Below are 19,234 nucleotides of genomic sequence, written 5' to 3'. Positions count from 1 at the left end.
ACAAGAGCCGAGCGATCTGCGCTTTCGCGTATCACTGGCGATTCAGCTATCTAGATGCAGTTACATCGTCGGCACCACTCGGCAAGACGCATCGATTTCCACAATTATGTTGACGACGATTCACATGAGGTGATGTACTGTTCGCGACGATCGACCGAGCTCGTGGTGCCCGTGGGCGTGATCGACCGGACCGTCCATCCGGGCTCGTTCCGTCGTGGTCCCCAGTTCCCGTCCGCATGGAGCGAGCCCGGATTTTCACAAGCGGAGGCGGAGAGGGCGGAGCCGAGTGGCCGGTCCGCCGCACCCGTCACGGTCGGCAATCACTGTGCCGCACCGGTTAATTCAGACGAGGACCTTCTGTTTGCGGATCCGACGCTGTACATCCCGCATCATCATCTTCGTCCCGGAGAACCGAATGAACTTGGGGATGAAGCGGTTCACGAATCCCACGAACAGGAACAGATGCTCGAATCGGCGCTGGTCGGCCGCGCTCCACTCCACGCCCATCTGTTCGCGGAAATGCGGAGGCAGGAAGCCGGCGGTCAGGAAGCGCAGCAGCCCGCCGAAGAGCAGTCGCATGTACCAGTGAATCATCCGAAGATGGAGCAGGTCACCGATATACGCCCGGAAGGCGTCGTCGACGATCACCTGACGGCATGCCTCGACCCAGTACTCGTCGAATTCGGCGCGCGTCTTCGGCCACATGTCGGGATGCACCTGCAGCGTGGTGCCGAAGGTGTCCGCGCCCTGGTAAAACGCCTCGAGTTCCTCCGGTGACATCTTGCCGTTGATCAGCTGATGGGAGTCCTCGAAGCCGATGTAGATGCAGGCCGCGACATACAGCTGCAGATTGCGGTCGAAGGCGTTGTACTTCACCTTCGAGCCGGGTTTGGACCGCACCTGCCGGTGCGCGACGTTCACCGCCTCGCGGAATTCCTTCTTCTCCTCGGGCGTGCCGAGAATCGCCACCGCCAGATACGAAGCCGTGGTGCGCAGTCGCTTCCACGGATGCACCATGAGCGCACCGGATTCCACGGTGCTCTCCATGACACCGGCCGCCACCGCGGGATGCGCGAACTGCATCGCGACGTTGGCCGCGGCGCCCGCGAACATCCAGAAATCCAGGGCGTCGGGCAGTTGCGCGGGGCGCTTGCGCGGTGAGCGATAGAAGTCCGGGATGTGAATGCGCGTCTGCTCCAGAGTCAGCGGTGGCGTCTGCGCGACGTCGGGCCGCACAGCTCGCTCGTCCTCCGCCCGGCCTCGCCCGACCGGCACGGATTCCTCCGGGACGTAGGAATCACTGTGCGGGTCGGTGTAATTCGGCTCCCAAGGCTGCGTTGCCGTTGTCATGCGAGTCCTCTCTCGGAACGTTTCGCCGGCGCGACCGGAGATGCGCCGGGCCCCGCGCTGCGGGGCGCGGGCGGTGCCGCCGGGATCAGCGGCACCATGCGACACGGGAGACCGAGGGGCCCGCCCGGCAGACCGGCTCGCCTCGGAGCCGACGCGACAACCACCGATGCGCGGTTACCGGCGCTCTCGCGGATTTCTCCCTCTGCCCCGACGACACCCCTCGTACCCTCCTCAGGGTCGGCCCGGCCTCCACTATGTTACCCGTAATTCTCCCTCGATCAACGGGCCCATAACGAAATATCTCGTACTTGAAGCCGCATTCCGTCATCTAAGTTGTCGTAGATTCAATAACCGCTACGCCTGTCGCGCGGCGAGCCGTCCGAACAACGTCATCTCCATCAATCCGATCACCTGGGCTCGAGGGCAGATCTGCTGGTCGTTGCCGAACAGCCGCCCCAGACCGACGACGAGCCCGAATCCGGCATGGACCAGGATGCGGGCCTGCGCCCGCGCCAGCTCGGGCCGCGCATCCACCAGCAGTTCCACCCATTCCGCCACCACCAGCCGCTGGATATTGCGCAGCACCGTGCGCTCGTAGGCGCCGACATTGCCGAATTCGGCGTAGTAGACGAACGTCAGCTCGCGCTCGGCGAACGATCCCTCGACATAGAGGTCGATCAACCTCGCCAGCGCCTCCTCGGAGGTCTGTGACGCCTCCACCGCGGGTGTGATCGCGGCGGCCATCCGGTCGGCCACTCGCCGGAATGCCGCCGCCAGCAAGGCGTCCTTACTGCGGTAGTACCGGTACACCGCCGAGGCCGCCGACAGCTCGGCCGCCGCCGCGATCTCCTCCACGCTCACATTCGGGTAGCCGCGCTCGTGGAACAGCTCGACCGCCTTGTTGAGCAGCACCTGATGTTTGAACGATTGCGGAATCTCGCTCGCTCGCACAGGTTCCGGCGCGTCGGCGGCCACCGGCAGGTCGGCGCGGATCAACGACCACGCGGCCGCGCTCAGCAGCACCGCGAGCGATTTCGCCGGCAGGTGCGCGTGGTGGTCGCCGATACTGCTCACCACACTGAAGATCGCGACGGCACGCACCAGGCCCGCGCGGCGGGACAACTCCGGGCGCAGCTCGCCGATCAGCGCGCGCAGCGCGGAGATCGCGCTCTCGAACCGTTCGTCGAAGGTCCGGCGATCGTCGCGATCGAGGTAGCGCGCCTCCCACCGGGCCAGCGCGGCCGTGGGGCGATTGGCGATGGTATCGGCCACGATGGCGTCGATGACGAGTCCGAGTCGCGTTTCGGCGCTGTGGCTCTGCGCCTCCGCGGGCAGCGTCACCGCGGTCACCGCGGCCGTGGACAAGCGCAGCAGCTCCTCGCGGAACAGCGCGTACTTGCTCGGATAGTGCCGGTACAGCGCGGCCGAGGAAATCCCCAGCCGGGCGGCGATGTCCTCCATGCTCACGCCGTGATAACCCAGCGATCCGAAGGCCGCCGCCGAGGCGGAGGCGATCTGCGCCCGGCGGTTCTTGGGCCGGCGGCGGATCACACGCTCGGGATTGTGCGTGGCCGGCGCCGTTGCCTTCGCACGCCCGTCCTGTGCGCGACTCACATTGTCCGCCAATTCTTTTCGCCGGGGAAACCGCTACGACTGCGGCGGTAGCGGAGTCAGCGGCGTACTGATCTTGTCGACCAGCCAGCGGTCGCCCTGCTTCTGCAGTCGCATGACCGTCGACAACTGGCCCGGTTCCGGTTTGCCCTGGGTGCCCAGGCTGGTGATGGTCTGGCCGATCACCACGATCGCCTCCGCGGAATTCTTGTCCCCGGAACGGATGGCGCACTGCACATCCGTCGACTTGGCGACGACCTCACCCTTGGCCAGGACGTCGCTGAGGTCCTTGCTGTTGGACTCGAACTGCTTCTTCCATTCACCGGAGGCGCCGGCCAGCACATCGCGGACGTACTGGTCGAGGTGCTTGAAATCGTAGGTCGAGACCACCGGGCCGTAGGCGCAGGCGGCCTGGCGGGCCTGCGCCTGCGCCTCCAGCACCTCCTCGTGATCCTTGTTCTGCAGATAGAAGTAGATACTGCTGCCGATCGCGGCGCCCAGGACCAGAGCCGCCGCCGCCCGCAGGCCGATCCGCACACCGCGTCCCCCGGCGGCCGGACGCAGTCGCGACAGCGGCGAAATCTTGGCTGCGGCCGTCATTTCACTGGGCCTCGACTCGGTGGTATCGGATGTCCCCGCCGCATCCGATCCGGCCGTATCGGACGCCGGGGCCGCCGTGGTCTCCGGTTCGTCGACGGTGTCGATCGTGGGTTCGCGCTCCTCGGCGCCTCCACTTTCCTTGTCGCTCATCGCGTTCGCTTCCTAGTTGTCGGGTATGGGGCCGGGCGGGACGGGCCGCGACAGTTCGTTGCCGGTGACGCCCGGCGGCGGCCCGGACCCGTTGTCGGGGACGTTCGGCCGCGGCGCGTTGGCCGAACCACGCACCTGCAGTGCGGGATCGGCCGTGAGGCAGTAGTTGTACAACCGCACCCGGGTGTCGGTCATGACCTTGGCCGGGGACACCGGAATCGTGTCGTAGTCGCAGGTGGGACGCGGCCAGAAGTCGGCGAGCGTGTGATAGGCGCCGTCGTGGGCGGGCACCCCGAGCGCTTGAATACCTTGGCGCAGTGCGGGAAACAGTGCCTCGATCGCCGGCTGCCGCAGTTTCGCCGCCTTGGTGATGGCGACGAAATTGGTGACCAGATCGGTCAGCGGATCCTGATTCTTCGCCACCACGTCGCCGAGCGTCGCCAGCTCGCCGGGCCCCTGGTCGAGGAATTTCCGGATCTCGTTGTCGGCGGCGGTGGCCTGCTGGAACAGCGCGCTGCCCGCCGCGGTCAGCGTGCTCAGATCGGGCTGCGCGTGCGAGGTGGTCTCCGCGATCACCTGCAGGTTCTCGAGCAGCTGCTGGGTCTGCGGCAGCAGATCGGACAGCCCCGCCATCGCACGACTGATCCCGGAGATCATGTTGCGCAATCGATCCGGGCCGCCGCCCAGCGCCTTGTCCAGCTCGTCGACGACCACGGTGAGCCGGTCCGGATTCATCCCGCCGATGAATCCGCTGAGATCGGTCAGCAGATTCTGCACCGGAATCGGCACGCTGGTGCGTGCGCGCTCCACGACGGCGCCGTCGGACAGATACGGCCCGGTGTCGGCGTCGGGCCGGAAGTCCAGATACTGCTCACCCGCCGCGGACAATCGGCCGACGTGCACCGCGCCCCCGACGGGAATCTTCGCGCTGTCGTCGATCTCGGCGATCGCGTCGATTCCGTCGCCGGAAACCCGCACATCGGCGACCTTGCCGACCCGGGTGCCGCGGAAGGTCACGTCGTTGCCCGGAAGAATGCCACCCGAGGTGGCGAGTTGCACGGTGACGGTGAAGGTGTGCGGAAAAGGGTTGAACCGCAGCACATATCGGGCCAGATACCCGGAGCCGATCACCAGCACCACGATCAGGCTGAGGTTGGCCAGGGCGATGCGCCGGCGCACCACCCAATTCCACAGCGGCGTATTCATCGCTCACCACCCTGCTGGGAAGGTTCGGCCGGCGTGCCGGGCGCTTCCGGCGGCGCCGCACCCGGCACCGGTTGCGGCGGACTGATGACCCGGCCGAACACTTTCTCGAATACCTGCGCCAAACTGCCGGCGAACGCCGGAACGTCACCGATTTCGGGCCACCGGCTGCCGTGCGGATCGCTGAGCGCACCGATGCTCAGATACGACACCACCGGCATGACGGCCAATCCCGAACCCCGCAGACTGGCCATCAGCGGCGGATAGATGTCGTTGAGCCCGTCGAGCGCCTCGGTGAGATTGCCGCCCATTTCCGTGAAGCCCGACATCAATTTCTGAATGCTGTCGAACAGGCTCAGGAACTGCGGGCTGGTGGTGTCGGTGAAATCGCCCAGCGCCGCCATGGTGGTCGACACCTTGGTGGTGAGATCCACGATGCGCTGATTGTTCTCGTTCACCAGTCCGAGCAGTTGCGGGAAGGTATCGGCGGCCGCGCCGAGTTCCTTCTTGCGCCTGGCCAATTCACCGGACAGCGTATTCAACCCCTGCAGGGTGGCGTCGATATCGCCGGTGCGCTGATTGAGCGCGGCGATCACGCTGGTCATCTCGCTCAGCAGATGCGCCAATTGCGGTCCCCGCCCAGCGAACATCGAATTCATCTGCGTGGTGATCTGGGCGGCCTGGTTGATACCGCCGCCGTTGACCAGCATGGCCACCGACATCATCAATTGCTCGACGGAGGCCGCGGTGCCGGTGTGGTCGGTGCCGATGGTGTCTCCGTCGCGCAGCGGCGGGCCCGCCTCCTGCGCGGACGGCAGGGTCATGGCCACCGACATGTCGCCCAGCGGCGTGGCCTGACGCAATTCCACCGTGGTCCCGCGCGGCAGCACGATGTCGGAGCGGATCTGCATCCGCACGTCGGCGATGAAATTCGTGGTCTCGATACCGGTGACGGTGCCGATATCGGTGCCGCCGATCCGCACGTGGGCGTGATCGGGCAGATTCAGCACATCGGTGAACGCGGCATGAACGGTATAGCCCGGACCGTCGATACCCGGCTTGGGCATCGGCACATTCTCGAGGGTCAGGCCGCATCCGCTGATACCGAGTGTGGTGGCGGTCACGACGGCGGTGAAAACGATGCCGCGGCGGGATGTTCTGCGCTGTGATCGTGTCATTTTCCGCTGATCCCCAGAAGTGCTGCGGTGAGTCCGAAATCGGGCCCCATATCGGCGATCCTCCCGGTCCGGCAGCCGTCGAGGCGCATCATCACCCGCTCACAGAAGGTCGAGAGCGCTTCACCGTCGAGCACCGATTTGTCGAGCAGGCCGTGCAGACGCAGCGCCTGATGTTCGTAACTGGTGGCGTTGGCGAGGTTTTCGAACATCAGCGGCGCGACATCCACGATTTCGGTGAGATTGCGGGCATTGGCACGCATCTGATCGCTGATCGCGACGAACCGGCTCAGGGCTCCGGCGAGCTGATCCTTGTTCTGCCCCACCACCGTGGCGGTATTGGCGACGAAATCGTTGAGCTGGGTGAGCACCGCCTGCAAGCCGGGCGCCTGATCGCCCATCAACTTCAGCAGTTCGGTGAGCCGGCCGCTGAAATCCCGCACGGTCTGATCGTTCTGGGCGATGACCTGAGTGATGTCGTTGAGTTTGACGATCGTGTTGGAGATCTGATCCTTGTTGGCGAAGGTCGTCTCGAACGCACCCGAGAGCGCGTCCAGCGTCTCGCGCAGTTTGTCGCCGTTGCCGTCGAGCAACGGGAACAACACCCGGCTGGCCATCGGCCCGGTGTCGCTGTCACCCTTCAGAGACGCACCCAGCTGGTCGAAGGTCTGCATGATGCGGTCGAGTTCCACCGGTGTCCTGGTGCGCGGCAAGGGAATATGCGCGCCGTCGGCCATGGTGGGCCCGGTTCCGTCGTAGGCCGGCGCCAGTTCGACATGGCGGTTGGTGATCAGCTGCGGATTCACCAGTGCGGCCATGGCGTCGGCGGGCAGCTTCACGCTCTTGTCGACCTTCATGACCACCTGCACGTAGGTGCCCTTGGCCTCCACCGATTCGACCGTGCCGACCGGCACACCCAGCACATCGACCTCGTTGCCGGCGTAGAGCCCGGCCACATTGTCGAAGTCGGCGCTGATGCGCATGTTGTCGCCGAGCGCCTCGTTGGCGGCGGTGCCGAGCGAACCCGGCAGCAGCGAACAGCCCGAGCCGGCGGAGGCGACCAGGCACACCGCGGCCAGTTGGGCCAGTGCGCGCAGTTTCATCACTTACACCCCTGAACGACCTGTGCGAAACAGATCCAGTTGTCGGGGAACAGCCCCCACGGCACATACACATCGCCGTACGGTCCGTTGCCCAATACGTTGTTGAACTGCCGCAAGGTCACCGGCATGATCTCGTAGAGCCGGTCGAGGTTGGCCTTGTTCTTCTCCAGCCCTTCGGACATGGTGTTCAGATCCCGGATCATCGGGCCGAACTGGTTGTTGTTCTCCAACCCCATGTCCTGCAACAACTTCGACAGTGAGGCGACATTGTCGAGCAAGCTCTTCAGCAGCTGCTGGCGCTTCTGCACCGCCTGGCCGATGGCCTCGCCGCGGGTCAGCAGCATCAGCACGCTGTTCTGATTGTCGGCGACCAGTTGCGAGACCTGATCCATCCCCTTCAGCAGGGTGTCGACCTCGTCGCGGCGGTCGTTGATCACCTTGGCCAGCGAGCCGATGCTGTCGAGCGCCTGCACCGCCAGCTGCGGCGAATCGCCCATCTGCTGATTCATGGTGTCGAGGGCCTGGCGCAACTTCTGCGGGTCGATCCGCTCGATCCGTTCGAACGACGCCTTGTACTGCGGGTCCTGGATCACCTTGCTCAGGTTGTAGGGCACGCTGGTGTGGTCGAGCTTGATCCGGTTGTCCGGCAGTCCTTTTCCGTTGCCCGGAACGAGATCGACATGCAACCGCCCCAGGATGGTCGACATCTTGATCGCCGCGCGCGCGTCCGGGCCCAGTCGCAGATCGCGGCGCACCTTCAGGTCCGCGACCACCTTGGCGCCGTCGAGGCGCACCGCCCGCACCGCGCCCACCTCGATCCCCGAGACGTCGACGGTCGCACCGGCGCGCAGCCCCGCGGCCTGTGCGAATTCGGCGTGAATCGTCTTGTCCCCCAACCGCGCCTGGGTCAGCGCGCTGGAGCCGAGCAGCAGGATCAGCACGGTCGCCGAGGCGATCAGGCCGAGCCGCAGATACCGGTTGCGCAGGAAGCCGAACACTTTCGGCAACCTCGGTCGCGAGAACCTCGCCATCATCGGCACACCTCCGAATGCGCGTTGCCACCGATCTGGGAGAACAGGCCCGGCGGCAGCAGCACGCCCCACAGCGAGACGTCGAGACCGCAGAAGTAGGCGTTGCCGTAGGCGCCGTAGCTGGAGAACTGGGCCACACGGTTCAGCACGTTCGGCAGTTGCACCGCCGCCCGGTCCAGCGCCGCGCCGTTGAGCAGCAGCAGCGCCACGCCGGTGGTGGCCTTGTTCTGCGCGGCCGCGATACCGGGTTTGACCTGGGCGACCAGCCCGACCAGCGCATCGGTCGAGGTGGCGACCTGGTCGACCGACGACTTCAACGCCTCACCCTGGGCGTAGAGCCCGTCCATCAGCGAACGGGTCTGGGTGATCAGGGTTTCCAGCTCGTTGCTGCGATGCGCGAGGCCCGCCATCACACTGCTGAGGTTGGAGACCACATCGCCGAGGATCTTGTCGCGCTGGCCGAAGGTTCCGGCCAGCTGCGCGGCCTGCGTGATCAAGGTGCTCAGCGAGACCTGGTTGCCCTGCAGCGCCTGAATCAGCGTCTCGGACAGCGAATTCACCTGATCGGGCTGCAGCACCGAGAACAGCGGTTCGAAGCCGGACAGCAAGGCCGACACATCGAACGACGGCTCGGTGTGCTCGAGCGGAATGCGCCCGCCCGCCGGCAACTGCCGGCCCGCGTCCTTACCCGGCGCCAGCGCGACGTAGCGCTGACCGATCAGGTTCTGGTACCGCACCATGGCCTTGGTCGTGGTGGTCAGATGTTGATTGCTCCGGATGCTGAACTCCACCCCGGCCTTGTAGTCGCCGACGAAGTCGATCTTGTCCACCCGGCCGACCCGCACTCCGGCCATCCGCACGTCGTCCCCGACGCGCAGTCCGAGCACATCGGAGAAGACGGCCGAATATCGAGTGGTCGAGCCCGGCACCGTGCGTTGCAGCGTGCCGTAGATGGTGGAGGTCAGCGCGATCGCGATCACCGCGAAGATTCCGAAACCGATGAGTGCCTTCGTCGATTTCACTGCGTCACACCGCCTTCCGGCATCTCGCCGACGGTCAGATAGCCACCGGCGAGCACCGGCCCGAGCAGCAGCAGCTGCGCCAGATTCGGCGGGCCCCCCACCACCGCGGCGACCGCGGCGGGTCCACGCAGTGCGGCGGGACGGGTGGCCGCCGGATCAGCGGGCGCGGCCTGGTAGGCGGCCGGTGCGGTGATGCCGGGGATCAGCGGCAGGCTCGGCAGACCGGGCAGCGCCGGAACGCCGGGCAGAACCGGCAGACCGGGGATCAGCGGCTGCTGTGCGGGCGCGGTCGGTGCCGCGGCCGCCGGCGTCGGCCGAGGCCCCGCCGCGTCGAGCCAGCGGGGCAGCTGCTGCGGTGGATAGTTCTGGGGCGGCGCCACATTCGGCACCGTCGCCCCACCGCAGCGCGGGCCGTACTCGTCACCATAGTGCGGGCAGTCCTGCGCGGTGTACTGCTGGAACGGTGTGAGCGAGGCGTCCATCGCCCACACCATCTGGTGTTTGGGGCCCCAGTGGAACGTGGTCTTCAAACGCTGCAACGCCGTATTGAGGTTGGCGGCGGTGAACGGAATGGCCTCGGGATCCTTGGCCAGACCGCCGAACAGATCGTCCAGACCGGCGACGAGGAATTTGCCCGAATCCGGATTGCGCGCGAACAGGTGGTTGACCGAATCGACGGCGCCGCCCGCATTCGTCAGCAGCGCGACGAGATTCGAGCGCCGCTCGGTGAGGGTGCGAGCCGTCGTCACCGAATCCGACAGCACTCCCACCAATTCCGGCGCCGACTGGCTCAGCGCGGTGGCGGCCCGGCCCAGATCACCCAGCAGGTCGCCGATATCGGGAATGTCGTGCACCTGGGTGAGCCAGGTGTCGAGCCGCTCCACGGTCGAACCCGGCACCCGCGCCGAGGGTTCCAGCGCCGCGGACAGCGTCGCCAGCACCCGGCCGAGCTTCTCCGGCTGGATATTGCTCAGCACATTGCGCAGCACGTTGAGCGTGGTCTGCAATTGGATGGTCGCGGCGCCGGTGTCCTGGGAAATGGTCGAGCCGGAATGCAGTTTCGCGGTGTCGGGCCCGTTGTCGACCAATTCGATCGCGGTCACGCCGAACAGGTTGTTGGGGATGACACGGGCGGTGACGTTGGCCGGAATCGCCTCGGCGACATGCGGTTTCAGCGCTATATCGGCACGCTGCCGCTCCCCTTTCGCCACCACCTCGACCGAATCGACGGTGCCGACGACCATGCCGCGGAATTTCACGTCGGCATGTTTGGGCAGGCCGTCTCCGGTACTGGTCAGCACGGCATGGACGGGCACCTTCTCGGTGAAGCGACCGGTGTAGCGCAGCGCCAGCAGATACAGCAGCGCGGCCACCACGAGCAGCATCGCGATACCGGCCAGCGTGAGCTGGCGAGCGGTCGCACCGCGGCCACTGGGATCGAGAATCACGAACGACACCTATCCTGAGATCCGGAATCCGGGGTCGATGCCCCAAATCGCCAGGGTGAGAAAGAGATTCGCGAACACCATTACGACGATCACCATCTTGATCGCCCGCCCCGCGGCCACCCCGACTCCCTCCGGCCCGCCGCTGGCGACATAGCCGTAGTAGCACTGGATGAAGGTCGCGAGCAGCGTGAAGATCACGACCTTCAGCAGCGAATAGAAGACGTCCGGCCCGATCAGGAACTGGAAGAAGTAGTGGTCGTAGGTCCCCGCGGTGGTGCCGCCGAGGAACAGCACCGTCAGTTTCGTGGTCAGGTAGGCGGCGGCCAGACCCACGCTGTAGAGCGGCACGATCGTCACCGTCGCGGCGATCATCCGGGTGCTGACCAGATAGGGCAGCGGCCGGATCGCGCACGATTCCAGCGCGTCGATCTCCTCGGAGATCCGCATCGAGCCCAGCTGCGCGGTGAACCGGCAGCCGGATTGGATCGCGAAGGCCAGGGTCGCCAGGATGGGCGCCAATTCCCGGGTGGTCGCGAATCCGGCGATGGCGCCGGTCAGCGGACTCATGGTCAGGAGGTTCAACGCCGTGAACGACTCCATTCCGACGATGATGCCGCCGAACGAGCACAGGATGAACACCACGCCGATGGTGCCGCCACCCACGATCAGCGACCCGTTTCCCCAACTCACATCCGCGGTCAGCCGGGCGAGTTCCTTCCGATAGTGCTTGACCACGAACGGAATCGCGGCCACCGCCTGGAAGAAGGTGATGGTCTGATGCCCGAGACGCTGGTTCGCGTGCACCGGTGCGAGCGCGGCGTTTCCGACGGCCCGCAGCGGCCGGGCTACGGGCGGGGTGTAGGAGCTGGCCATCTCACGCGACCTTCGTCGGGAGCAAGGTATTCGACAGCTGAGTCAGAATGATGTTGGTGGCGAACAACATCAACGCGGAGCTGACCACCGCGGAGTTCACCGAATTCGCGACTCCGGCCGGGCCGCCGCTGGTGTGCAGGCCCACATCGCAGGCGATGATCGCCGTCAGCGCGCCGAAGATCGCGGCCTTGGTCAAGGCGATCAACAGGTCGCTGGCCACCGCGAACGACGCGAACGATCCGATGAAGGATCCGGGGGTACCGGACTGCGCGTACACATTGAACATGTACGCCGTCGCGAATCCGACGAAAACGATGAAGCCGCACAGCAATACGCTCACCAGCACCGCCGCGGCCAGGCGGGGGGCGACCAGCCGGCGCACCGGATCGACACCCATCACCCGCATGGCGTCGATCTCCTCGCGGATCGTCCGGGAGCCGAGATCGGCGCAGATCGCCGAACCCACCGCACCGGCGATCATCAGCGCGGAGACCAGCGGCGCGCCCTGCCGGATGATTCCCAGTGCGGCAACGGAACCGATGAACGTCGTCGCGCCGACCTGGTTCACCAGGGCACCGACCTCGATGGACACCACGACGGCGATCGGAATGGCCACGAACACCGTCGGCGCGGCCGAGACGTTGGCCATGAAGGCGCACTGTTTGATGAATTCCTGGTACGGAAACCGGCGCTTGATCATCGCGACGAAGAGCTGAACGAAGGCCTCCCGCCCCAGCGCGACCTGCCGGCCGAGGGTCTCCAGCGAGCGTTGCGGATGCCGGCGCCAGAGGCCGCCGGCCGCATCGACAAGTCGCTGCAGCTCACCCTCGTCGGCGGTCCGCCAGGGCGGAGCCGGCGGGTCCGGCCGATCGGAGGCTCGGGTCGACGTCACAGCGGTCGTTCCTTTCTCACGCTCACCGCTTGTCGCAGACAGCGGCAACCAGGCCGCCGGGCGTTGAGCGTGTGAAGTGTTACACACCGATTCGGTGCGACACAAGATAGTAAGTTATCGACTGTTCTCGCATCGGAGAATCAGACCGGATGCGACTAAGTACGGTCCACACGGCGGAACCGATGCGGCAAGTTATGGAATATTCCGCGCTCGGACAGCCGTCGCCAGGATTATCCCGGGAGGTTCTCCAAGTAGTGCTGCAGCAGCACGAGCAACGCCCCCAGGAGTGCGATCCCGGCGCCCACGGCACACAGCACCGCAACCCACAGGCCGAATCGGAGAACGGGATTGACCTTGATTCGCCCACCGAGGATCTTGATTCCGATCACCACGATGTCGATGAGCCACACCAGCGCCATCATGACTAGGTCATGCAGACGTTCGAGAAGGTGAGCACAGGCCAGCACACGATCGATCCCAGGAACGAGATGATCACGTCGATGCCGTGCATCTGCTTCAGGTGCGAGGTGTGCGTCAGGGTCCAGATGACCCCGATGATGCCGTACGGCACGGCGAGGATGATGAGTGTCCCGAGGAATTCGGACACCTTCATCTCATAGCTCAGAAGCCGATCGAGTCGCTTCAGCATTGCGACACAAGTCCTTTCACCCATGGCCGGACATCCGGTGCCCGCACCTCCCGCACGCACCGGATGCGGGCACCCTTGCCCGCCGGCCGCGGCGCCCGGTCATCCGCGGGGCAGCGAATGCGTATGTTACTCGAAATTCACAGATTTGGAAGACGCAGCCCCGGTCCTGTCGGACGACGGATATTCGGTGCTCATACGGACTATGGTTTGCTCTGGGACTTGTCACAAAGCACGCAGAAGTTATGATGAATTCATGCCGAATGCAGCGCTCACGACTTAGCATGGAACGGTGTCGTCGACCGTAGAACGGTCTCCATGCGGCGTTGCCAGGACGGACTCGGCACGACCGTTGCATGAGCCCGGCGGTACCGCAGGGGGATCGCCGGTCTCGGCAGCGGATCCACCGGGACACGGCCGGCTCGATTGTCGGTTACCGGCACCGCCGCGTCCGCCGAATCGAAGGATCACCGTGCACAGCGAAATCCCCCAGCCGAGCGGCGTATCCGGACGGCGCAGCATCGCCGCTGTCCGATCGCGCGAAATTCTCAACTACTTCGGCAAATGCCAAGCCTGCGGCTACCCGGCGCAGGCCGTCCTGCGTACAACGCTCTACAGCGACGGCACCATCACCGACGCGGTCATCGCGACCTGCGCCTCGCCGTGCGGGTGGTCCGGCACGGCAGCGCCCACGGTGATGACGGTGCGCACCGAACTATGAGCTCGAAAGCGCTGAGCGCAAATGCATTTCGCTCGTCAGCGTGCCGGCGGTGCCACCCAGCGCAGGGCCGCGGCCGGGCAGAGTTTGATCGCCTCGGTGGCGAGCGCGGGGTCCGGTTCGGCGTCGCCGAGCACGGGGTAGCCCCAGTCGTCCAGGACGATCTGCTCCGGCAGGATGTGGGCGCAGATACCGTGGCCGGTGCACGCGATGCGATCGATCGCCAGCGCGCCGGACGTGGGCCGTGCGATGCCGAGGGCCCGAGCTGTCAGGGACACGATTCATCCTTGTCGTGCGATCGGGAAACGTTTGCTACCAAGACTTTCGACGAGTAACGAGCTACCGAAGACGTCCAAGGCGGAGGCCAGGAACCGGGCCACTCCGTCGGGAAAACGGCACGCACCTCGCCCCGGAACACGGGGGAGCCTGCGGAGGAGCCGCTCGGCGGTGTCGGCCGGAGCTCGCCGGTCCAGCAGGTCGATCAGATCGTCACGCAGGGCGGGCAATCCGAACATGCACGGGCCGCACTGGCCGGCCGATTCACCCGCCGCATAGGTCAGCGCGGACAGCACCACCTGCCATGGATCGCTGCCCGCGGCGACGACCCGAAATACGCCGACGCCGGTTCCGATTCCGGACGGCGCCAGAGCATTTCGCGACCACAGTGTATGACGCGCTTCGGCGGGCAGGAACCCACCGCTCAGACCGTTCACCCACAGGGCCTGCGGACCGACGGTGAGACCGCCTGCCCGATCGAGAATTTCGGACAGGGGCAGGCCCGCCTCCGCGCCGTGCACACCCGGATTGCGGACGCCGTCGGCAACTGTCACCAGCCGCGGGCCGGGCTCGTCGGGCGTGCCGTAGGAGCGGAACCAGCCCGGACCGTATTCGGCGATCTGCTGGATCCGCCATACGGTTTCGACGTTGAGCACCAGGGTCGGCGCCAGCCGCCGCCCACTCGGGTCCCGGCCGCCACCGGTGATGGGTTCGAACCGCATCACCGGTCGCGCCGGACCACCCTGCGCCAGCCGGACCAGCGCCGACTCCTCCGACGATACGTATCGCCGCGGTACCGCGAGCGTATCCACGCCGGCCGCGCGCAAGAGAGCGAGCGTCTCGGAGCCGCGATGCGCGGCCACCCGCACCCGCTGCGCCGTAATTCGCCGGGCGCCGTCGAGCACCTCGGGGAGATGATGCGCGACGACCCATGCGTCCTTGGCCGAATCCATCTCTCCGTCACAAGCATTGACGATCAACTCGGCCCGGTGGCGGGCCGCGAGTTCGAGTTTGGCGGCGGTGGGAAAGTTCGCGCCGCCGCGGCCGCGCAACCCCGCGGCCGCCAGCAGGTCCGCCAGCCCGGTCATGTCCACTCCTGAGAAGCGATGTCGGAGCGGCGATGCCGCTGTGCGTCGGGAACGGCCCACCGCCAGACGGCACCGACCGCCAGCGCCGCACCGCAGCCCAGGGCGACGGCGAGCAGCGCCGGATCCGCGGCCGAGGACATCGTCACTCCGTGTACAACCGCCAGCGGCGCCATCGCGTACGCGAGCAGGTGCACCGCACGCCACATCCGAGTCGGCAACCGGTGGCGCAGCAGCGATGTCGCGACGACCGCCAGGACGATGTCCACGGCGAGGGTTCCCAGCGCGACCCACTGCCGCTCGTAACCGGCCGTGAACGGCACCACCGTCGACAGCCATCCGAGATCGACATACGTATCGACCGTCGCGGTGACGATATGCGCGGCCAGGAAGACGATCAGACCCAGGGCGAGCGTGCGATGCAGTCCCATCGCCACGGCCGATACGGCGAGCCGGGGCCGCACCCGCGCGGCGGTGAACATCCCGAGCAACGCCACGACAGTCAGCAGTACGAGAGTGACCACGCCGGCGGCGCGCGAGACGTACCACAGCCACGGACTGGTCATGACACGTGCCGCCTCCGCGCCGCGGTCGGGGCGGGCCACCCCGGAGTCGTCACCACCTCGTGATCGACCGTCATCAGGCAGGCGGGCACGCTGCGATCGGCCAGCCAGCGCGGCGCCTGATCGTCGAGAACGATCGCGGCCGTCGACGCCGCATTGGCCTGCACCGCATCGGGTCCCGCGCAGGTGACCTGCGCCCACCGCGTCCGGGCGGAGCGTCCGGTGCGCGGATCGATGATGTGATGGCGGCGTACGCCGCCGCGCATCCACGTGCGCAGCCGCGTCGACGACGTCGCGAACGCCTGCCCGGTCGAAGTGACGACCTGCACCACGACGTCGTTCCAATCCTTCACCCCGATGGACCACCCGTGCGGCGGGACGGCGCCCGCGACGGCGATGTCGCCGCCCAGATTCACCAGATATCCACCCGGTCCGGTCGCGGCCAGCTCCGCGGCGATCGTGTCCGCCGCCCACGCCTTCGCACTCGCGCCCAGATCCAGTGCGGTTCCCGCGGGCAACGTCACCTCCCACCGCTGCTCGTCGAAGATCATGTGCCGCAACGGAATCGAGCTCGGATCGATTGCGACCGGGCCCGCGTCACCGCGGGCGCGCACCACATCCAGATCGTCGTCGTAACCGCAGGCGATCAGCGCGGCCCCGAGGGAGGCCGAGACCAACCCCGAGGTCAGGCGCTGGGTACGCATCGCCGCCCGCAGGCACGACCCGAGGGTCGTGCCGACCGGGATGCGCAGCTGCTCCGACCGGCCCCGGCGAGCCGCGTCGGCGCTGCGCGAATTAATCACGGCGAGTTCGGAATCCGCGCGAAAGCGCGAGGCGGCACGATCGAGTTCGTCCAGCCGCGCGCGGACCAGGCCGACCGCGCGTGCCAGCTCCCGGGCATCGGTGCAAACCACCACGACCGATGTTCCGATCGCCGGAAACGTCTCCGAGGCCGCCACCGCGCCTCGCCCGGTGCTCATGACCCGGCGGTGTGCTCGTGCGGATCGCTGTCGGAATGCTGCACCGGCGGCGTGGGCGTCCACTCCCCCGGCCGGCCGCTTTCCGGTTGCGGCGCAGGAGAAGTCGGCGCCGAGACCGGATCGGCCGTCCGCACGTCCACGGGCACTCGTTCCACGGTTCCCGCGGGTTTCGCCGCATGGCCGATGGTGCCGCCCTGCACCGCCAGTTCCACGGCGAGTCCACCGACGGCGACCGTCGCGGCGACGAATATTCCGGTTGCGCCGCGCCGGATACGCGAGAGATTCTGATTCGTTGTCATCTCTGTTCCACCTTCGCCTCTGGTATCGCTTGTCGCCCGCGAAGTCGGCGAATCACCTGTTGGTCTGCGGGATCTCGATGCTGAGCGGCATCCGCAGTTCGGCCATGTACCACAGCACGAACTGCCGCAGGAATTCGTCGAACAGCCAGGTCGCGTCCGCGGTCGGCGGGATCACGCCCATCACGCCCTCGCGCACGGCGACGAACGGGCCCCAACTGAACCTCAGCAGCGGATCCCACACCGGTTCCCGCGCGATCCGCAGATCGTCGGCGATCTTGTCGCCCAGGATGAATCGGGTGAACGCGCCCAGAATCGGCTTGCTGAGCAGCGTCAGATCGAGGTCGAAGCCCAGGTCCATGAGGTTGTGCGCGAGCTCGATCCCCTCCGGCGTCGCTTCGATGATCGGGTCCAGTTGCTGCTTGGCTTGAGCATCGGCCTGCTCCCACGTCGCGGGAATGTATTCGTCGCGAATGCCGAGGAAGTGGCCGGCCAGCTGCCAGGTATGCAGGTAGCCCTCCGATTCGACCTGCGGAATCTGCAGATTCCAGGCCCGGAAGGTCCGCATGATGGTCGTGGCGAGGCTGTGCCAGGTGACCATCTTGTCGTCCTGGCTGATCGGGATATGCTCCTTCGGCCAATGCGGCGACTGCGGCAGCAGATGCCGGACCGCGGCATGAATGATACGAGTCTTGACGCAGGTCACGATCATTTCGCCGCCCGGCTGGTAGGCGTTGACCGTGCCGATGTCGTAGCCGAATTTCGCGGTCTTGGCGATACGGTCCTTCAGATGCGAGCCGCCCCGCGAGTAGTACACCGCGCGCGCCTCGTGCGGAATGACGTTCGCCATCATGCCGCTGGCGAAGGCGTAGAGCACGCCCAGATAGGTTCCCCGTTTCTTGTTGAATTCGAAGCCGGCCGCCATCTTGGCCTCGTCCGCCCACGACGGCAGCTGCCGCGCGTACTCCATGAAGTCGCCCATATTCTTCGGCAACCCGTCGGGGATGGGCTGCTCGTTGCGCACCCAAGTGCGGAGCAGATTGTTGATCCGCGGGATGTCCTCGTGGTCCATGACGTCGGCGATCACCGGATCGGCCTCCGGATCCCACATCGTCAGCGGGTCCGTCCCGCCGCCGCTGCCGACCACGGAACCGCTCGGCGACCATGTCCACGGATCCGCGCGCGCCGTTCGCGCGCCGAGTGCGAGCGCCCCCGCCGCACCGAGTAATCCACCGCCTGCTCGCAGGGCGTCGCGCCTGCTGAGACCCAGTCCGTCCATGCTATCGTCCCTCTTCATTGAGAAGCAGATACAGAGATACAAACTCTGTATCTGAGTATCTTGATGAGACCACACCGTGGCCGCGATCACAAGAAGTTGTCAGGATTTTCGAAACGAAGCGCGTGAGAGGACACCGTGAAGTTGGGATCACCGCCCTCGAAGGGTTCAGGAAACGGCACGTCACCACTCGAACGCGCCTATACGGATGCGGTCGACCAGGTCGACGAGGGCGACGACATCCGCGCGCGCATCCTCGACGCGGCGGTCGAACAGTTCGGCGCCCTCGGCGTTCGCCGCTCGACGATGGATGACGTCGCCCGGCGGGCGAACGTTTCCCGCATCACCGTCTACCGTCGTTTCGCGACGAAGGACGCCCTGGTCGAGCAGGTGATCGTGCGCGAATATCGGCGCTGGTTCGACCGCTTCCTGGTCGACATCCGGCACGCCCGCACCGCCGCCGACCGGGTCGTCCTCGGTTTCGTCAGTTCATTGCGGGCGATCCGCGAGAACCCGATCATCGGCGGCCTGCTCGCCGCCGAACCCGACATGCTGCTCGGATCCATGATCGGCGATCAGGGCCACACCGTCGCCATGGTGCGCAGGTTCGTGGCCGACCAGCTCCGCCGCGAGCAACGCGCCGGCCAGGTGGCGCGGGAGGTCGACGTCGATCTGGTGGCCGAGTTGATGGTCCGGATCTCCGCCTCCTATCTGGCGCTTCCCAGCCAGGTCATCGATCTCGACGACGACGAGCAGGTGGCGGCCCTGGCCCGGCGGTATCTGGTTCCGATGCTTCAGCCGCCCGTCGCCCCTGGGGCGAAAACTTCCGCTACTGAGCGCTGATCCCCGCGGATCCCAGATCGAGCTGGTTGAGGAGATTCTGAATCAGGACATAAGGGTTCATCGTTGAAGCCTCCATCTGCGCAGTGAAATGAC

Annotated in this window: 21 protein-coding genes; 2 read left to right on the top strand and 19 right to left on the bottom strand. The window is 66.3% G+C overall.

The window, feature by feature from the left end:
* Positions 1 to 342: 342 nt before the first annotated feature.
* The 13 genes from IG65_RS0115410 to IG65_RS0115350 form a co-directional block, all read right to left on the bottom strand.
* Positions 343 to 1,350, bottom strand: coding sequence for an oxygenase MpaB family protein (locus IG65_RS0115410; protein WP_081879503.1), 1,008 nt, complete (start codon positions 1,348 to 1,350; stop codon positions 343 to 345).
* Between the two features lie 354 nt (positions 1,351 to 1,704).
* On the bottom strand, positions 1,705 to 2,964 hold the full coding sequence (locus tag IG65_RS0115405) for a TetR/AcrR family transcriptional regulator (RefSeq protein WP_030515604.1): 1,260 nt from the start codon (positions 2,962 to 2,964) through the stop codon (positions 1,705 to 1,707).
* A gap of 33 nt (positions 2,965 to 2,997) precedes the next feature.
* Positions 2,998 to 3,711 (bottom strand): hypothetical protein, encoded by a 714-nt coding sequence (locus tag IG65_RS0115400; protein WP_231509220.1) that lies wholly within the window; start codon positions 3,709 to 3,711, stop codon positions 2,998 to 3,000.
* A gap of 12 nt (positions 3,712 to 3,723) precedes the next feature.
* The gene (locus IG65_RS0115395; RefSeq protein ID WP_030515602.1) at positions 3,724 to 4,917 is read right to left on the bottom strand and encodes an MCE family protein; all 1,194 of its coding nucleotides are present in this window, start codon (positions 4,915 to 4,917) and stop codon (positions 3,724 to 3,726) included.
* On the bottom strand, positions 4,914 to 6,092 hold the full coding sequence (locus tag IG65_RS0115390; RefSeq protein ID WP_036524570.1) for an MCE family protein: 1,179 nt from the start codon (positions 6,090 to 6,092) through the stop codon (positions 4,914 to 4,916). The genes IG65_RS0115395 and IG65_RS0115390 overlap by 4 nt, the downstream gene beginning before the upstream one ends.
* Positions 6,089 to 7,192 (bottom strand): MCE family protein, encoded by a 1,104-nt coding sequence (locus IG65_RS0115385; RefSeq protein ID WP_030515600.1) that lies wholly within the window; start codon positions 7,190 to 7,192, stop codon positions 6,089 to 6,091. Before IG65_RS0115385 ends, IG65_RS0115390 begins: the two co-directional genes overlap by 4 nt.
* Positions 7,192 to 8,226, bottom strand: a complete 1,035-nt coding sequence (locus IG65_RS0115380; RefSeq protein ID WP_030515599.1) for an MCE family protein — start codon at positions 8,224 to 8,226, stop codon at positions 7,192 to 7,194. Before IG65_RS0115380 ends, IG65_RS0115385 begins: the two co-directional genes overlap by 1 nt.
* A complete protein-coding gene (locus IG65_RS0115375) occupies positions 8,223 to 9,245 on the bottom strand; it encodes an MlaD family protein (protein ID WP_030515598.1) in 1,023 nt (340 codons plus the stop codon). Before IG65_RS0115375 ends, IG65_RS0115380 begins: the two co-directional genes overlap by 4 nt.
* Entirely contained in the window at positions 9,242 to 10,693 is a 1,452-nt protein-coding gene (locus IG65_RS0115370; RefSeq protein ID WP_030515597.1) for an MlaD family protein, read from the bottom strand. The genes IG65_RS0115375 and IG65_RS0115370 overlap by 4 nt, the downstream gene beginning before the upstream one ends.
* A 9-nt stretch (positions 10,694 to 10,702) precedes the next feature.
* Positions 10,703 to 11,566, bottom strand: a complete 864-nt coding sequence (locus IG65_RS0115365; protein ID WP_030515596.1) for an ABC transporter permease — start codon at positions 11,564 to 11,566, stop codon at positions 10,703 to 10,705.
* A 1-nt stretch (position 11,567) separates the two neighbouring features.
* Positions 11,568 to 12,386 (bottom strand): ABC transporter permease, encoded by an 819-nt coding sequence (locus tag IG65_RS0115360; protein WP_036524691.1) that lies wholly within the window; start codon positions 12,384 to 12,386, stop codon positions 11,568 to 11,570.
* 302 nt (positions 12,387 to 12,688) lie between these two features.
* Entirely contained in the window at positions 12,689 to 12,880 is a 192-nt protein-coding gene (locus IG65_RS0115355; protein ID WP_030515594.1) for a hypothetical protein, read from the bottom strand.
* Between the two features lie 2 nt (positions 12,881 to 12,882).
* Positions 12,883 to 13,107, bottom strand: coding sequence for a hypothetical protein (locus tag IG65_RS0115350; RefSeq protein WP_030515593.1), 225 nt, complete (start codon positions 13,105 to 13,107; stop codon positions 12,883 to 12,885).
* A gap of 469 nt (positions 13,108 to 13,576) precedes the next feature.
* Here IG65_RS0115350 and IG65_RS0115345 point away from each other — a divergent pair, with 469 nt between their 5' ends.
* A complete protein-coding gene (locus IG65_RS0115345) occupies positions 13,577 to 13,825 on the top strand; it encodes a hypothetical protein (protein ID WP_030515592.1) in 249 nt (82 codons plus the stop codon).
* Positions 13,826 to 13,860: 35 nt separating this feature from the next.
* On the opposite strand, the gene IG65_RS0115340 is transcribed toward IG65_RS0115345, so the two are convergent.
* The 6 genes from IG65_RS0115340 to IG65_RS0115315 are packed head-to-tail and all read right to left on the bottom strand — an operon-like array spanning position 13,861 to position 18,301.
* Positions 13,861 to 14,100, bottom strand: coding sequence for a ferredoxin (locus tag IG65_RS0115340; protein ID WP_030515591.1), 240 nt, complete (start codon positions 14,098 to 14,100; stop codon positions 13,861 to 13,863).
* Positions 14,101 to 14,103: 3 nt separating this feature from the next.
* Positions 14,104 to 15,186 (bottom strand): NADH-ubiquinone oxidoreductase-F iron-sulfur binding region domain-containing protein, encoded by a 1,083-nt coding sequence (locus IG65_RS0115335; RefSeq protein ID WP_030515590.1) that lies wholly within the window; start codon positions 15,184 to 15,186, stop codon positions 14,104 to 14,106.
* Positions 15,183 to 15,749 (bottom strand): ferric reductase-like transmembrane domain-containing protein, encoded by a 567-nt coding sequence (locus tag IG65_RS0115330; RefSeq protein ID WP_030515589.1) that lies wholly within the window; start codon positions 15,747 to 15,749, stop codon positions 15,183 to 15,185. The genes IG65_RS0115335 and IG65_RS0115330 overlap by 4 nt, the downstream gene beginning before the upstream one ends.
* Positions 15,746 to 16,726, bottom strand: coding sequence for an FAD:protein FMN transferase (locus IG65_RS0115325; protein WP_030515588.1), 981 nt, complete (start codon positions 16,724 to 16,726; stop codon positions 15,746 to 15,748). The genes IG65_RS0115330 and IG65_RS0115325 overlap by 4 nt, the downstream gene beginning before the upstream one ends.
* A complete protein-coding gene (locus IG65_RS0115320) occupies positions 16,723 to 17,025 on the bottom strand; it encodes a hypothetical protein (protein WP_030515587.1) in 303 nt (100 codons plus the stop codon). The genes IG65_RS0115325 and IG65_RS0115320 overlap by 4 nt, the downstream gene beginning before the upstream one ends.
* Before the next feature lie 52 nt (positions 17,026 to 17,077).
* Positions 17,078 to 18,301: an oxygenase MpaB family protein gene (locus IG65_RS0115315; protein ID WP_030515586.1), complete on the bottom strand. Its 1,224-nt coding sequence runs from the start codon at positions 18,299 to 18,301 to the stop codon at positions 17,078 to 17,080.
* Between the two features lie 135 nt (positions 18,302 to 18,436).
* Here IG65_RS0115315 and IG65_RS0115310 point away from each other — a divergent pair, with 135 nt between their 5' ends.
* Positions 18,437 to 19,141, top strand: coding sequence for a TetR/AcrR family transcriptional regulator (locus IG65_RS0115310; RefSeq protein WP_030515585.1), 705 nt, complete (start codon positions 18,437 to 18,439; stop codon positions 19,139 to 19,141).
* The last annotated feature ends 93 nt before the right edge of the window (positions 19,142 to 19,234 follow it).

This window comes from Nocardia sp. NRRL WC-3656, from assembly GCF_000720265.1.
Taxonomy (GTDB): Bacteria; Actinomycetota; Actinomycetes; order Mycobacteriales; family Mycobacteriaceae; genus Nocardia; species Nocardia nova.
This window is presented reverse-complemented; position numbering and strand designations above follow the sequence as displayed.